Origin of the sequence: Wolbachia endosymbiont (group A) of Hedychridium roseum (genome assembly GCF_964028325.1) — a bacterium.
Lineage (GTDB): Bacteria > Pseudomonadota > Alphaproteobacteria > Rickettsiales > Anaplasmataceae > Wolbachia.
In genome coordinates this window covers 108,081-122,901 of record NZ_OZ034755.1, presented here as the reverse complement: position 1 = coordinate 122,901, position 14,821 = coordinate 108,081, and the positions used below count along the sequence as shown (strand labels likewise).

Sequence of the window (14,821 nt, the reverse complement as noted above, 5' to 3'; positions counted from 1 at the left end):
TATTATTCTATAACGCATACAACAGGAGTATGATCAGACGGGTTTTCTAGCTTACGCAATCTATCATCTACGTAGCATGTTTCCAATTTATCTACAGCTTGTGGCGATAATAGCATATAATCTATTCGCATTCCTTGATTGTTTCTGAGTGAATTGCCTTGATAATGCCACCAAGTGAATTGTTGCAAATTGGGGTGGGATATTCTAAACGTGTCTTTAAACCCAAGATTCAAGATTGCTCTTAACTTCTCACGTTCTTTTATATGAAAGCACACTTGGCCATTCAATAAATTTGAATCAAAAACATCAATTTCATCCAGTGCAACATTACAATCGCCAGCTATAATAGTTAACTCTTCATTTTTCAACAAAGTGCTCATCCTTTCATATAGGTTATCAAAAAACTTGAGTTTATACTCAAACATATGAGAGTCTGGGCTTTGACCATTTGGAACGTATACACTTCCTACCCTTACCTTATGATTGGTGTGTTTTATCACACATTCTATATAACGTGCTTCTTGATGACTCTCTACAACATCAATTTTTAATTTTTCCAGTATCGGATATTTAGATAAAACACAAACGCCATTTCTTGCAACTTGTCCATAGATAGCATATTCATATCCTAACTTTTCTATCTCTACATAAGGAAATTGCTCTTCCGTACATTTTATCTCTTGCAGCAAAACTATATCTATCTGACTGTCAACTATAAAACTACAAAGTTGGTTAACTCTTTTACGTATGGAGTTTACATTCCAAGTTGCAATCTTTAGCATCAACAATCCTTATTAATTATATCAATTAAACTCTCCCCAGTAGGCAACCTCGATGTTATAATTTTTTTCCATTTGATTAACCTTAAACTATCAGCAATGTTTTTACTCATGGTATATGCAACTGTATTATTCATCACATGAGATAGCCCACTTTTTAGAACTAATGAACAAAATACCCCTGCTGTCTGTGAGGAAAAAAAAGCAACACTATCAATTTTACCATCCAACAGTAAATTTTTACACCTATTAGTTAGACTCCTTTTTATAATTGTTTTATAGAGTACAACTTCTCTTACATTAAAATCTTCTTCAGATAATCTCTTTTTTAGGTCACATGATACTTCTTGTCCCCTTATATACAAGAACTTTATTGCGTTTGAATAATGAGCTTTTATGAATGATATCAGACCATCAACGTTGCTGTCTGCTGAGATTATATCAGAAAATCCCAAATTTTTTGCAGCCTGCATGGTTGAATTACCAACTGTAATAATCGGAAAGTCATCCTCTTTGCATATTTGACTAAAAGCCTTTACACTGTTTTTACTTGTAGATATCACAACGTCAAATTCGTACGCAGATATATCAGGATTTAAGTACTTTATTGTGAATACTGGTTCTATAAAAACTTTGTATCCATACTTTCTCAATATATTTCTTGTATTGAACGAATCCAATAAAGGCCTCGTTAATAAAATAGACTTCATTCTGATTTATTTCACTACTAGTAAAATAGTACCCTTTATACACAAATTACTGAATAAAAATTTTTATTTTGATGGCTTGAGCAACTATTCAAGTAATTGATGTTGAAATAAGGATACTCAGTCCCCTATTTACCACTAAGCTTTAAATTCACTTATACTTTTCTAATGCTAATTACATTGAACTCTGTTGAATCATTCCATTTACCTGGAGTTATATTGAATACTAATTCTCTCTCATCTAAAGATAAAGTTCCATTATCTATCTTATAGTTATTTGTATAACACTGTTCGATTCTGCTATCTTCTATCCTCTCTTCTATTTGTAAAGATTTTGGATTAAGCATTATATCTTTATGTACGTTTCCATCGGAACGTATATATGTATATAAGTTTTTGAATACCAAATTCTCATATGCATCACGTTCTACTACATATGTACTAAGATCTGTAAGATCTCGATTATCCGTATTATATTCAGATATTACATAATAAGCATTATCCTCAAAAAAATCTGGGTGACTGTTTAAAAAATCCATATACTAACCTCTTTTATTATTAAACTATTAATATTATAGCTAATATTCCTATACAAGTCAAATAAGTTAACTTGTTGACACTTAAACTGCTTTTACAGATGGAGAGAGGGTATCAGTAGGTTTTTCTGCCTGTGGTTTGCTGATCAAAGTCCGAACGATATTAGCTGCCATAAAGGTACAGCCTAGAATAAAAAAGGCAGTAGAAACAAAAGGAATGATAGGAGATTCGAGAGGCAATATAGATGCAATTCCTCCTATTAAAAACGAAACGTTAGATGTAATATCAAGACAGATCTTTGTTAGTTTTTTTTGTCCTGCTACACCAAGTTGCTTCTGCTGTAGGAAATGATCCTTTAATGACCATATATTTAAAGCAAACGAAAGTACACTTAATATAGTGCCGGCAATACTAAAATACAGACTTAAGACAGGAATACTAAAGGCTAATGCTGCTATATATCCAATAAAAGAAGCAGTAGATAGTGTAGTAACTAAGCGTTTCGAGTAAGTTCGTACCTTCTTTCTGTAGGCTAATTTATCTTTTTCACCATACATAGCATAAATATTACCTAATACGTTATATTGTAGCATTAATTAATTCAACAAGCAATATGGAAGCTAAAAGTGCCCGAGAGAAGACTTGAACTTCCACAACTTAAAAAGTTACTAGCACCTGAAGCTAGCGCGTCTACCAATTCCGCCACCCGGGCTTTTTATAGTTTACTATGTTAAAGTTAAATAATATACTTAAACAATTTTTAGTTCAAAGGTAATGCCAAATCTAGATCAAATATTTTTCGCTCAAAACAATGTTAATATTAATAACGTATATAAAATAGTCAATAACGCTTTGAGCAATAGCGATGGTGGTGAGCTATTTCTAGAATTTTGCCAGTCGGAGTCCCTGATTTTCGATTATAACATATTAAAACACGTGGATTTGAATACCAGAAGGGGATTTGGTTTAAGGTCTTTTTGTGAGGATAGTACATCTTTCGTTTGTTCTTCTGAGATTAGCGAAAAAGAAATTAGTAATGCTGCTTCTATGGTAAAAAGCTCAGTGTCTTTAAACAAGACAAATTCAATAAATTTAAACGAAGAGACAAAAAGCCTATATTCGAGGATTAACCCTACAAATGAAATGGATCTGAATTCAAAGATTAAACTACTCAATGAGGTTAATGAGTATGTAAGGTCCAAAAATAACTGCGTGAAGCAAGTAAAAATAACTCTAAGTGGAGAATGGCAAGTCGTACAAATAATAAAGGGTGATCACAGATTAAGCGATATCAGGCCTCTGGTACGTTTTAATGTGCTAGTCATTGTAGAAAAGGATGGCCGTACCGAGAGAGGCTCCGCAGGACACGGTGGAAGGGATTCTTATAGTAAGTTTATTTCTGAGAAAAAGTGGAAAGAAGTTGCAAACCAGGCTTTGGAACAAGCACTGGTAAATCTTGAAGCAATTCCAACTCCAGCCGGAGAAATGACAGTTATTCTAGGTCCGGGCTGGCCGGGAGTATTGTTGCATGAAGCTGTGGGTCATGGACTCGAAGGCGATTTTAATCGTAAAGGAGTCTCAGCATTTTCAAATTCTATTGGTAAACAAGTAGCAGCTAGTGGCATCACAGTAGTTGATGATGGAACTCTGCCTAATTTGCGTGGTTCTATTAGCATAGATGATGAAGGTACTCCACCCAGTTATAATGTGTTGATAGAGGATGGAATTCTCAAAGGCTACATGCAGGATCATATGAATGCTAAACTCATGGGTGTGAATCCAACTGGTAATGGTAGAAGAGAAAGTTATAAAGAAGTTACTATGCCGCGCATGACAAACACCTATATGTTACCAGGGAAACATACGCCGGAAGAAATAATATCTAGCGTAAAGAAAGGTCTGTATGCAGTAAATTTCGGTGGTGGGCAAGTTGATATAACGTCAGGGAAATTTGTTTTTTCATCTTCAGAAGCTTACTTAATAGAAAATGGTAAAATTACACAGCCAGTCAAAGGAGCAACACTAATTGGTGATGGGCCAACAGTGCTAAAAAAAGTATCCATGGTTGGCAACGACTTAAAGTTGGACCCCGGTGTTGGCACATGCTTAAAAGATGGACAAAATGTGCCCGTTGGAGTTGGTCAACCAACACTCAAAGTCGACGCAATAACTGTTGGTGGAACTGAGATATAGATAAGGGCTAAAACGGGTTCCAGCGCATGACGAACAATTGTACAAACATTGTAGCCGTTATTCAAGTAGCCCGCAGAAACGAAAAAACTTACTTGACAAACTTCGCCAGCCTCCTTATTATGACAATAAGGGTATTTATGACTCAAAACTTGTTTTTGACCTGCAGGCTCAATGACAAAATTCAGTAAAAAACTTAGGGTATTTTTTGGCGGATTACATAAAATTATAGCGGCTGCATGTCTTTTAAATTTTTTCTACATTCAGCCAAATCGCGCTTATTTTAAGCGTTAGCACATTATTACAGCGCCACTTACAGTAATATAGAGTCAAAACTCGCACCACGGGGCTTCTTTTGCCTTTTTTTCGTTTGGTAGATTTCTTAATGTTTGTAGCTAAAGCAATTTAAGAGACCGAAAATGGTGTCATTCCAGCGTGTGACGCTGTAATCTAGTCTTTATTATGCAGCCACTTATTTAAAGTTAAGTTTTCTGGATCCAAGTATTCAAGCTACTCGGATGACAGCTACCCTGAAAACCTTCATCCCGCTACGTGTTAGCGGGATCTATGCTAAGAGATACCGCGAATGAATCGCGGTATAACGGTCTGCGGCGATATGACGGTTCGTGGTGGCATGACGATAACCTCGTCATCCCGCTGCTTGTTAGCGGGATCTATGCTAAGAGATACCGCGAATGAATCGCGGTATGACGATCTGCGGCAGTATGACGGTTCGCGGCGGCATGACGTAGGATTGCTGTCATCCCGCTATGTGTTAGCGGCTGAGATACCGCGAATTAATCACGGTATGACGCAGAGCTCGCGTTAGCTATACTTTTATACTCCAACTCAGTATCCAATCTGGATCCAAGTAGTCAAGCTACTTGGATGACATCTTTCTTCTTGGTATAAATTACTTTTATATCTCAATGTTCATACAGCTATGCACGTTGCCGCATAGTGGATGAGGTGTATTACCTCTAAGAGTATGATTTTTACATAATAATATAATATTCTGTTCATAAATCAATGTTTCAACGTACAACAAGAACATTTTCATTGTGATTAAGATTTCTAGTATGTATATTAATAAATCTTGTTCTCAACTAAGTAATGAAAGTAATAATTGTTATAATAATGTTATTGTGTAGCAGTTACACAATGGCAAGCGAGCGAATAAGTCTAGTGGATAAAAAACTATCTCAAGGATATGTAGCTCCAGTGCTTACAGAAGATAGCGTTATTTTATCAGACAAGCACGGCGCTTTATATTCCTTTGATATTGATAACTCAAAGGCTATGAATTGGAAATTACACCTCTCACGTAGGAAAAAAATTGGTAACATGAGCCTATCGCATTATGAAAAAAATGTTTTCTTTATAGTGGATAACACTTTACACGCAATAGATGCAAAAACTGGCAAGATTGAGTGGGAAAAAGAATTGAGAGCTCCAGTAAGAGGGAAAGCAGCAGTAATAAATAATAAATTGGTAGTATTGACTATTGATAATTATCTGTACGTGTTTGATATAAAAGATGGCAGCTCCGTTTGGGCTTATCAAAACGGTATCAATGAGGTTCGAGGTTTGTATTCCATATCGCCAACAATTTCTAACGATAAAATAATAGCACCATTTTCAAATGGTGAGTTAATAGCTTTTAATGAAGACGGTAAAAAATTGTGGAGCCAAAAATTGGCTACAAACCTTTTGGATACACAGCTCACAGATGTAACTACTACACCGAGAGTGCTTGGCGATACTTTAATAGCTACAAACAATTCTTATATTTATGGTATTGACGTGAAATCAGGAAATATTTTGTGGTCAAAGTCACTGCAAGTAAAAAGTGTATCAGACATTGAGTCATATTATAGTCCTCTTATTCCTGCAGAGAAACAAAAAGAAGGCGGAAGAATTTTTATAGTAACTGAAGATAATAAAATAATCGGCCTGGATATAAAAAATGGAGAAACAGTCTGGGCATCTGATTTAATAGAAAATACGCAATTGTTTGCTCCAATTGTGCATGCCCATACACTGTGGGTGACAAGCAATAAAGGTTCAATGCTTGCTTTTCCTGGATCTGAAAGTGCAGGAAAGGTAATCAAAGTACCTGGTAATGTGTTTCACACTCCAGTGTTTACTCACGATAAAATATATGTAACAACTGAGGGAAATGGTGTTTATTCTTTAGAAAATAGGTTTGTTCTTTATGATTGATTATGACCTGATTGTTATAGGTGGTGGTCCAGGCGGTTATAAGTGTGCTATCGCTGCTGCAAAACTTGGATTGAAAGTTGTCTGCATAGATAAAAATAGCATTTTTGGTGGTACATGCTTGCGAGTTGGGTGCATACCTTCCAAAGCACTACTTCATTCTTCCTATCAGTATGCTCACACGAAAAATGATCTGTCGAAGCTTGGCATAAAAATTAAGGATGCAAGTTTCGATTTAAAAGAAATGCTAGGCTATAAGGACGCCAGAGTTCAGGAACTTGGAAAAGGTATAGAATATCTGTTTAACCTTCACAAAATCACTAAAATCAATGGACTTGGGAAAATTACTTCTTTTGACCAAGGTAATCTTGAAGTTTCAGTTGAAGATAAGGTGCTGAAGACAAAAAATATAGTAATTGCAACCGGTTCTGACGTTATTTCTTTGCCAGGAATTAATATCGATGAGAAAAGTATTATTTCATCAACTGGTGCATTGTCTTTAACTGAAGTACCAAAAAAACTTGTCGTAATCGGAGCCGGGGCAATAGGGCTTGAAATGTCTTCTGTATGGAGGAGGCTAGGGTCTGAAGTCACTGTAGTAGAATTTTTTGACAGAATCGCTGCAGCAATGGATGGAGAATTAAGTAAGTCTCTACTTTCTAGTCTACAAAAACAAGGAATAAAATTTTTACTTAGCACTAAAGTTGAGGGAATAAAACAAAGTAGTAACTCTTTGAGTGTGAAAGTTTGCTCTGTAAAAGATAATCAAACAAACACTATAGAGGCGGATAAGGTATTGGTGGCAGCAGGACGCAAACCATGCACTGAGAATCTTAGTATTGATGAAAAAATAGAAAAAGATAATCGCGGTTTCGTTCAAGTTAACAACAGATATGAAACTAATGTGAAAGGAATATTTGCTATTGGTGATGTGATTGGTGGAGCAATGCTTGCTCATAAAGCAGAGGAAGAAGGAGTGGCAGTTGCAGAGATAATAGCAGGACAGTCACCTCACGTTGATTATGAAATTATACCATCTGTCATTTACACTCACCCTGCGGTTTCTTCGATCGGTAAAGCCGAAGAGGAACTCAAAAATGCTGGCTATAAGTACAAAGTTGGTAAATGTCAATTTGCTGCAAACGGCAGAGCAAAAATCACTGATGATGCTGAAGGATTCGTGAAAGTGCTGACTTGTAGCAGAGCAGATACAATACTAGGTGTGCATATCATAGGAGCATACGCTGATACGCTAATCAACGAAGCAGCGGTTGCAATGGCATATGGCGCAGCAGCAGAGGATATATACAGAATTTGTCATTCTCATCCTGATATAAATGAAGCCTTTCGAGATGCGTGCATCGATGCTTTCTTTAAAAAATAATTGTGGACCTCGGTTCAATCATTGAAAAATGGTATGAGTGGCTGAGGTGCAACAGATCTTATTCACCAAACACTTTAGAGTCATACATGAGGGACTTGAAGGATCTTATAAGTTTCCTAAATACTCACATTGGTGGAGAAGTAAATGTTGGTACTCTGAAAAATTTAAGTATACCTGAGTTAAGAAGTTGGCTTACCTCTCGTTATGCAAGAGGTGTGAATGCAAGATCTAACGCTCGTGCATTGTCAGTAATCAGAAATTTCTTCAAGTACATAAAAAACAACTACAATATAGACAATGAAGCTGTATTTTCCTTATCAAGGCCAATTCAGAGAAGAACTCTGCCCAAAGCATTATCAATACCTGATATAAAAACTTTGGTGAAAGAAATGAAATTATCTGACTTGAGCGAACCTTGGGTGGTAAAAAGAGAAATTGCAATTATCGTCCTGCTATATGGTACAGGCTTAAGAATCAGTGAAGCGTTGAACCTTGGGGTTAGTGATATTAACAATGAAAGTTTAATAGTAACAGGTAAGGGAGATAAACAAAGGCAGGTATTCATTCTTCCGGTAGTAAAAAAGTGTATACAGGAATATGTAAAAGCCTGTCCTTATCTTGGCATTAATAATGAAACACAATATCTTTTTTTGGGAGTAAGAGGAAAAAAATTGGGAAGAACTTATGTGGCTAATCGTTTGCAGAAAATAAGGAGAATATTAAATCTGCCAGAAATCTTATCTCCACATGCATTTCGTCATAGTTTTGCTACTCATTTGCTTCAAGAAGATATTGACATAAGATCAATACAACAACTGCTTGGCCACTCAAGCCTGGAAACCACCCAGGTTTACACTCACCTCAATTATCAAGATGTTTTTAACATGTACAAAAATTTTCAGCAGGGCCTGGAGAAGAAATCAAAACCCTTGTAACTTGAGGATTGTCGGTGGTACCACCAGGTCCTATATCTCGTTCATCCGCTTTACATAAATAATATCCTACTAAAAAAAGAACCAGTGCAACTGCTGTAAGACAAGCACCTATTACTAGATAATCGTATAAAATTGCTAAACCTACACAACCAGTCAATGCTCCAGATAATATAAAAAATGCATAAGCATAGTTGCTTTGTTTTTTACCAGGAGAAATTGCCTCCGAGGATTTTTCGTTTTTATTACTCAGACTTTTAGTACGGAGCAGTATATTTTCTGATGAAAGCCTATCTCTTTCTTCCCTTACTTGTTTCAAATCTCTTTCTAATTGTAAAATTTTGCTAGTTTCGCTCGTTTTTTCACGCACAACCTTATCCAGCTTTTGCTCTGTTTCTGCAAGTTGAGCTTTTGTCTTTTCAAGTTCATCTACAAGTTTTTGTGCAAACTCCTCAAAACCTGCTGGTATATTATTCGTATTTGCTACAGGTTGCTCTGCACTTGTAGGGAATTTTTCATTTAGATAATTTCTGATACGTTCAATACTTTCAAATGCAGCAGTAACAATTGCACGATTTATGAAACAATTATCCTCTACTAACTTTTCTACATCATCTAAATCTTTTCTATTAATAGCATCAGTTAATCGCTCTGTAATAGCTTGTTCAATTATTTTCTTCAACCGTGAATTTTGCTCTATAGCTCGTATTGGCTTTATTTGACTAAAATCTAGGTCTTTATGTTTTAAAAGTTTAATCAATACTTCTTCGTTATCTTGTGTTATTCCTTGTAAACATATTAAGCTCAGGGGTGTTTCTATTTCTCCATTTTGGTTTCTTTTCCAGCAATTAGGATTAAGCTCTTGAGCCAACAGTGTTTTTGCTCGGTTAATATTTCCATTAAAAAGAGCATCTAATAATTTTTTTCCTTTTTGTGCTTTTGTTATTTCCATTGTAAGATGCGAAAAGTCCTTTTTTTGTATTCGCCCTATTTTTTCAATATATTCCTTAGAAGTATAAAAAAAACATTGGTTGTACTCGCATGTTCTATAAGATATGCTCTGGTACGATCATGTTCAGGCTCAAGATATTTATCCTGAAGAAGAAAAACTTTGTTTTTACTGTTTGTATTAATGCTAGGATGTCTAAGTAACATCCGTATAAAATTCTTATTTTCCATGTGAAAGGCTAGATGTAGAGCTGTATTACATTTTTTAGTTTCTTGAGCATTAATATTTAAATTTTGATGTTGTAAAAGCAACATCATCATTTTTAAGCATATAGGGCTGTCATCACCATTCATGATAATAGTCATTAGTGGTGTATATCTCTCATCAAACGCATTAACATCCGCACCTTCTGCTAGAGCTTGTTTAAAATTCTCTAGGTTTTCATCATCAATAGCTTTAAATAACTGTTTTGTTGATTCACTTAGCTGTCTTAAAGTTGTCGAATTTCGAGCTTGCGATGCCGTGTTATCACCACCTCCATAAGCTCCATAATATGTTACACCGTTTCTATAAGGCATACTAAACCCTCTTTATTAATGATTTACTAATATAATTATGTAAAAAAAAAGGAAAATTGCAAGCGATTTATCTATAGCTAACCCAAGAAAGGTTTTCCTACGTCATACCGCGATTTATTCGCGGTATCTCAGCATAGATTCCGCTAACAAGTAGCGGAATGACGAATTTTTGTTTTTAAAATTATCGATGAACTTAAGTCACTTTAGCTATAAAATCCTAATTCTGAGTTAATTAATTACGACTCTAAAAACTTCTCTGCATCAAGTGCAGCCATGCACCCTGTTCCTGCGGCAACTACTGCCTGGCGATATACCTTATCTTGAACATCACCTGCAGCAAATACTCCTGCTTTACTAGTTAAAGTTGTTCCAGGTTTTGTAATTATGTAACCCTGTTCATCCATTTCAACAAAGCCTTTAAAAATACCTGTATTTGGTGCATGCCCAATTGCAATGAACACTCCATCGACTTTCAATTCTTGAGCTTCCGTTGATTTAACTATAATACCAGTAACTTTTTTCGGATTTTCTTCTCCAAGAATCTGCTCTACGGTATGGTTCCACATTACTTTTATTTTATCATTTTTAAAGAGCCTATCTTGCATTACCTTTTCCGCTCTCAATTTATCACGCCTGTGTATTAATATCACTTCTTTGGCAAATCGAGTTAAAAATATTGCTTCTTCAACAGCGGTATTTCCACCACCAATCACGGCTACAACTTTATTCCTAAAAAATGCACCATCACAAGTTGCACAAGCCGAAACTCCGTAACCTTGAAATTCCTTTTCACTCTTGAGACCAAGCCACTTCGCTTGCGCACCAGATGCAATTATAATTGCATCTGAATAGTAGTCATTAGTATTACCAGAAGATCTAAACCTATACTCATTAGAATCCTCAAGTTGTTCAACGCTTTTTATCTCATCATCTATTATTTTTGCTCCAACCTGTTCTGCATGCAACCTCATTTGCTCCATTAGTTCTGGACCCTGTATTGAAACAAAACCAGGATAGTTTTCAACATCTGTAGTAATTGTAAGCTGACCACCAGGCTGCATTCCCGTTACTACAATTGGCTCTAAGTTTGCACGTGCTGCATATATAGCAGCAGCATAACCCGCTGCTCCAGATCCAATAATAAGAACTTTTGTACTAAATCTATAATTCTTCACTGTATGAGTTTAGATAATCAGCTACTCCTTCATCGCTTGCCTGCATTGCTGGCTTACCTTTTTTCCACCCTGCTGGACATACTTCACCACGCTCCTCATTATGTTTAATTGCATCAATGATTCTAACGAATTCATCGATATTACGCCCTAAAGGCAAATCATTTATCGATTGATGACGTACAATAAATTTATCATCAATAACGAAAGTTGCTCTCAGCGCAATTGAGTCATCATATAAGACCCCATAGTCTCTTGATATAGACTTTTTGATATCAGACACTAAAGTGTAGCTAACCTCTCCAATACCACCATCATTAACTGGAGTGTTTCGCCATTTATAATGTGAAAATTTTGAATCTACACTTATTCCTATCACTTCAATACCACGCTTTGCAAACTCATTTATTCTATTATTGAGCGATATCAATTCAGTTGGGCAAACAAAAGTAAAATCAAGTGGATAGAAAAAAAGGACAGCATACTTATTTTTTATGTGCTTACTCAGACAGAAATCATCAACAATTTCTCCGCCGGAGAGAACAGCTGAAGCAGTAAAATCGATAGCAGATTTTGTTACAAGATTCATAATTGACCTATTCTTTTAAAACAACTCTAATTTTACACTTGATGAACTTATATGCAAGTTTTCTTTAGTTTTAGCCCTATAAAAACTTCCTAAAATAGCTCTTCTTTTTTACCGATAAGATACAATCCAGATTGGACACTGAGTTGGTGAGTATAAAATTCTACGTCATTCCACCATGAACCGTCATACCGCCGCGGTATCTCTAGATCCCGCTAACAAGCAGCGGGATCCAGGATTTTGATTGGGTTGGTAAGCATAAAAGTATAGCTTCTACGTCATACCGTGATTTATTCACGGTATCTCACATAGATCCCGCTAACAAGCAGCGGGATGACGATTGTCAGGCTAGCTGTCATCCCAGTTTGGAATCCAGGAAAAAGAATGGTGTCATCCCAGTGCCCAGACACTGGGATCCAGGAAACTTTGATTGTAAACTAATTTGGTAAGCATAAAAGTAAAACACAACGTTCTTGATTATGTTAAATTAAAAACTAGATCCCAGTGTCTGGGCACTGGGATGACATCCTTTCTAGTGTAATTTATTCGGGAGATTTGCTAAGCGGTAAGATTTTTCCTGATACGCTGCAATCGTTAGAAGCTAACTCCACAAATTTGTCTGTTAGTTTATCAGGTGACACCAATTCAGATCCAGGAAATGCCTGCTCACTACCCACAGGTCCTTTCGTGTATACAGCATTTACACATAATTTTGTATGTTTTGTCTCAGATGCATATATCTGCACCATTATTTCTATTGCAACTTTACTTGCAGCATACGGCATCCAATATGGATAAGAGGAAGGAGAAAGTGTCACCTCTGAGGTCATGAATATCACTCTTCCAGCATTAGACTTCTTTAGCATTGGATCTAAGTTTTTTAGTAAGTACCAATTGGCAGTAAAATTTGTATTCATTACGTTCTGTAGCTCTTCAATCTCACAGTCGTGAATAGGGTTCAATTTGCCTAAAATTCCAGTACATGCAACTAATATATCAAGTGCTCCAGATTCTGATAATTTCAGGCTTTCTATCATGTTTGTCAGTATCTTTACATTCTCAAAGTCTAAAAGATCAAGCTGAATTAGTTTCACAGAGCCTTCTTTAAATTCTTCAAGCTCTTCAATTTCATTATATAGTGGCTTGAGATTATCAAGAGATCTTGAAATCAGAATTACACATGCACCTTCTTTTACAAATCTTTTTGCAACAGCAGAGCCTATTTCACCTGAAGCTCCGGTGATTAAAGCTACTTTACCTTCTAACTTACTCATTTCTTTCTCCTTAGCGAGATTCATTGAAATATTTTAGCTGAAAATTAAATTTTGCTCCATATATAAAAATCAAACTTAGCATATAAAAAAATAGTAATGACACTACCATACCACCTAAACTTCCATATATCAAATTCAGTTGATCAAAGGAAGCTTTTAAGTATTGCTTGAAAGCTGAAGCAGAAATTGTCCAAAGAATAACAGCCACACAAGATCCAGGAAAGACGTCTGATAAATTTTGTTTTATGTTTGGCAACATAAAATATAGCCAAGAGACTACTGTGAAAAGTACAAATTCAATGAGGAGATATTTAGTATAACTAATCCCCTGATAGGAAAAATCAATTAGCATTGGCACTAATGTAGAGAACACTATAGTTAGAGTTATAATAAGCGTGATCACTAAAAATTGTAGTATACTTAACAACCTTCTTAATATATAAGGTGGCGAAACCGGAACTTTATAAGCTTTGTTCAATATTGTTCTTAGCCCTTCAATTGTTGACGAGGCGGTCCAAACAGCGCCTACAATTGCTAAAGTTAGTAAGCTTTGCGGCGGGCCTGATATTATCTCTCTGATACGCGGCATCAAAGATGATAAAATATCCTGTGGCATGTTATCAATGATAAATACCCAGCCAATGTTATACTGGTCTAAGAAATTTGCGAATGTTGACGCCACAGCCATTAAAACGATGAGAAAAGGGAATATTGATAACAGGATTAAAAATGATAGATACCCTGCATGCTCCACTCCATCATTATGAATTGTGTCAATCAAAGCACGATAAAGGCAATAAACGATGCTGTAAAATTTCTGTAGCATGTAATATAAACGAACCAAGAAAAGTATTCTAAATGAAATAAAGGATACTTTTAAGCAAAAAATCCTCACCATTTACTTAAACTTAATCAATGTGATAGATAATCAAATATGAAACAGAAATTATAGGAGGCGTAATGAAAAATTTTCTTCTACTTGTAGCTTTAATTCTCTCCTTTGCATTTGATGCAAATGCTGATACTAGTCCTACTTTTGTTGATCAAAATGATACAACATCATTAGTGATATGCAAGATAATAGGCTATACTCATGGCATAGGTGGACCAATGATCACAATAGTGATAATTGGTGCAGCGTTGCTTGCAATATTCGGCAGAATGCCGTGGCCAGCGCTTTTTGCACTCGGTGCATTTACTGCTGTGTTTTTTGGCGCTCCTGTAGTCGTTTCAAAAATAACACCAAGCGGTGTGATTTGTAAAGACGGTGCAGTAGCGGTTCATCCATAGAAATTATTGGAGGCACAAAACGTAGTTTTCTTTACTTGAAAGTGGTAAGTTTTATCACTTTCAGTGTCTATGACTACCTAATAAATTCTCTTTCTGTAATCATATCAGTTAAAGTCTGGATTCCAGCGTCACGCGCTGGAATGACAAGGTTATCGTCATGCTGCCGCATACCGTCACGGTATCTCTAGATACCGGCTAACAAGCAGCGGGATGACGAAGTTAT

The 14,821-nt window shown here is 35.9% G+C and carries 15 protein-coding genes and 1 tRNA gene; 5 read left to right on the top strand and 11 right to left on the bottom strand.

Annotated features, from left to right (window positions below):
- Window positions 1–2: 2 nt before the first annotated feature.
- The 5 genes from ABWU23_RS00600 to ABWU23_RS00580 form a co-directional block, all read right to left on the bottom strand.
- Window positions 3–782 carry an exodeoxyribonuclease III gene (locus ABWU23_RS00600; RefSeq protein WP_353270614.1) on the bottom strand — a complete coding sequence of 260 codons (780 nt, stop codon included), beginning with the start codon at window positions 780–782 and terminating at the stop codon, window positions 3–5.
- Window positions 782–1,489 (bottom strand): uroporphyrinogen-III synthase, encoded by a 708-nt coding sequence (locus tag ABWU23_RS00595; RefSeq protein WP_353270613.1) that lies wholly within the window; start codon window positions 1,487–1,489, stop codon window positions 782–784. The genes ABWU23_RS00600 and ABWU23_RS00595 overlap by 1 nt, the downstream gene beginning before the upstream one ends.
- Window positions 1,490–1,641: 152 nt before the next feature.
- Window positions 1,642–2,025 (bottom strand): hypothetical protein, encoded by a 384-nt coding sequence (locus tag ABWU23_RS00590; RefSeq protein ID WP_253309343.1) that lies wholly within the window; start codon window positions 2,023–2,025, stop codon window positions 1,642–1,644.
- An 81-nt stretch (window positions 2,026–2,106) separates the two neighbouring features.
- Window positions 2,107–2,580, bottom strand: coding sequence for a hypothetical protein (locus ABWU23_RS00585; RefSeq protein WP_264688469.1), 474 nt, complete (start codon window positions 2,578–2,580; stop codon window positions 2,107–2,109).
- A 70-nt stretch (window positions 2,581–2,650) separates the two neighbouring features.
- Window positions 2,651–2,735: transfer RNA gene (locus ABWU23_RS00580), tRNA-Leu, on the bottom strand.
- A 62-nt stretch (window positions 2,736–2,797) separates the two neighbouring features.
- Between ABWU23_RS00580 and tldD the strand changes: the two genes are divergently transcribed.
- The 4 genes from tldD (at window position 2,798) to ABWU23_RS00560 (ending at window position 8,752) form a co-directional block, all read left to right on the top strand.
- Window positions 2,798–4,216, top strand: a complete 1,419-nt coding sequence (gene tldD / locus ABWU23_RS00575; protein ID WP_353270612.1) for a metalloprotease TldD — start codon at window positions 2,798–2,800, stop codon at window positions 4,214–4,216.
- A gap of 1,110 nt (window positions 4,217–5,326) precedes the next feature.
- Window positions 5,327–6,436: a PQQ-binding-like beta-propeller repeat protein gene (locus ABWU23_RS00570; RefSeq protein ID WP_253309341.1), complete on the top strand. Its 1,110-nt coding sequence runs from the start codon at window positions 5,327–5,329 to the stop codon at window positions 6,434–6,436.
- A complete protein-coding gene (gene lpdA, locus ABWU23_RS00565) occupies window positions 6,429–7,817 on the top strand; it encodes a dihydrolipoyl dehydrogenase (RefSeq protein ID WP_253309340.1) in 1,389 nt (462 codons plus the stop codon). The genes ABWU23_RS00570 and lpdA overlap by 8 nt, the downstream gene beginning before the upstream one ends.
- A 2-nt stretch (window positions 7,818–7,819) precedes the next feature.
- Window positions 7,820–8,752, top strand: a complete 933-nt coding sequence (locus tag ABWU23_RS00560) for a tyrosine recombinase XerC (RefSeq protein ID WP_253309339.1) — start codon at window positions 7,820–7,822, stop codon at window positions 8,750–8,752.
- Here the strand turns inward: ABWU23_RS00560 and ABWU23_RS00555 are convergent.
- From ABWU23_RS00555 to ABWU23_RS00530, 6 genes are all read right to left on the bottom strand, one after another.
- Entirely contained in the window at window positions 8,697–9,701 is a 1,005-nt protein-coding gene (locus tag ABWU23_RS00555) for a hypothetical protein (RefSeq protein WP_353270611.1), read from the bottom strand. The two genes, ABWU23_RS00560 and ABWU23_RS00555, sit on opposite strands and share 56 nt — an antisense overlap.
- A gap of 35 nt (window positions 9,702–9,736) precedes the next feature.
- Complete coding sequence (locus ABWU23_RS00550; protein WP_353270610.1) at window positions 9,737–10,276, bottom strand: ankyrin repeat domain-containing protein; 540 nt, start codon at window positions 10,274–10,276, stop codon at window positions 9,737–9,739.
- Between the two features lie 236 nt (window positions 10,277–10,512).
- Complete coding sequence (gene trxB, locus ABWU23_RS00545) at window positions 10,513–11,451, bottom strand: thioredoxin-disulfide reductase (RefSeq protein ID WP_264687975.1); 939 nt, start codon at window positions 11,449–11,451, stop codon at window positions 10,513–10,515.
- Window positions 11,438–12,037 (bottom strand): peroxiredoxin, encoded by a 600-nt coding sequence (locus ABWU23_RS00540; protein ID WP_265045135.1) that lies wholly within the window; start codon window positions 12,035–12,037, stop codon window positions 11,438–11,440. Before ABWU23_RS00540 ends, trxB begins: the two co-directional genes overlap by 14 nt.
- A 539-nt stretch (window positions 12,038–12,576) precedes the next feature.
- On the bottom strand, window positions 12,577–13,332 hold the full coding sequence (locus tag ABWU23_RS00535; RefSeq protein ID WP_353270609.1) for an SDR family oxidoreductase: 756 nt from the start codon (window positions 13,330–13,332) through the stop codon (window positions 12,577–12,579).
- Window positions 13,319–14,134: a YihY/virulence factor BrkB family protein gene (locus tag ABWU23_RS00530; protein ID WP_253309333.1), complete on the bottom strand. Its 816-nt coding sequence runs from the start codon at window positions 14,132–14,134 to the stop codon at window positions 13,319–13,321. Before ABWU23_RS00530 ends, ABWU23_RS00535 begins: the two co-directional genes overlap by 14 nt.
- A 134-nt stretch (window positions 14,135–14,268) precedes the next feature.
- On the opposite strand from ABWU23_RS00530, the gene ABWU23_RS00525 reads away from it, so the two are divergent.
- The gene (locus ABWU23_RS00525; protein WP_264687977.1) at window positions 14,269–14,598 is read left to right on the top strand and encodes a TrbC/VirB2 family protein; all 330 of its coding nucleotides are present in this window, start codon (window positions 14,269–14,271) and stop codon (window positions 14,596–14,598) included.
- The last annotated feature ends 223 nt before the right edge of the window (window positions 14,599–14,821 follow it).

What these genes read in the sequence shown, in the direction of transcription:
- ABWU23_RS00600 (WP_353270614.1), bottom strand. Translation starts at nt 782, where the DNA reads ATGCTAAAGATTGCAACTTGGAATGTAAACTCCATACGTAAAAGAGTT.
- ABWU23_RS00595 (WP_353270613.1), bottom strand. Translation starts at nt 1,489, where the DNA reads ATGAAGTCTATTTTATTAACGAGGCCTTTATTGGATTCGTTCAATACA.
- ABWU23_RS00590 (WP_253309343.1), bottom strand. Translation starts at nt 2,025, where the DNA reads ATGGATTTTTTAAACAGTCACCCAGATTTTTTTGAGGATAATGCTTAT.
- ABWU23_RS00585 (WP_264688469.1), bottom strand. Translation starts at nt 2,580, where the DNA reads ATGTATGGTGAAAAAGATAAATTAGCCTACAGAAAGAAGGTACGAACT.
- tldD (WP_353270612.1), top strand. Translation starts at nt 2,798, where the DNA reads ATGCCAAATCTAGATCAAATATTTTTCGCTCAAAACAATGTTAATATT.
- ABWU23_RS00570 (WP_253309341.1), top strand. Translation starts at nt 5,327, where the DNA reads ATGAAAGTAATAATTGTTATAATAATGTTATTGTGTAGCAGTTACACA.
- lpdA (WP_253309340.1), top strand. Translation starts at nt 6,429, where the DNA reads ATGATTGATTATGACCTGATTGTTATAGGTGGTGGTCCAGGCGGTTAT.
- ABWU23_RS00555 (WP_353270611.1), bottom strand. Translation starts at nt 9,701, where the DNA reads ATGGAAATAACAAAAGCACAAAAAGGAAAAAAATTATTAGATGCTCTT.
- ABWU23_RS00550 (WP_353270610.1), bottom strand. Translation starts at nt 10,276, where the DNA reads ATGCCTTATAGAAACGGTGTAACATATTATGGAGCTTATGGAGGTGGT.
- ABWU23_RS00540 (WP_265045135.1), bottom strand. Translation starts at nt 12,037, where the DNA reads ATGAATCTTGTAACAAAATCTGCTATCGATTTTACTGCTTCAGCTGTT.
- ABWU23_RS00535 (WP_353270609.1), bottom strand. Translation starts at nt 13,332, where the DNA reads ATGAATCTCGCTAAGGAGAAAGAAATGAGTAAGTTAGAAGGTAAAGTA.
- ABWU23_RS00530 (WP_253309333.1), bottom strand. Translation starts at nt 14,134, where the DNA reads ATGCTACAGAAATTTTACAGCATCGTTTATTGCCTTTATCGTGCTTTG.
- ABWU23_RS00525 (WP_264687977.1), top strand. Translation starts at nt 14,269, where the DNA reads ATGAAAAATTTTCTTCTACTTGTAGCTTTAATTCTCTCCTTTGCATTT.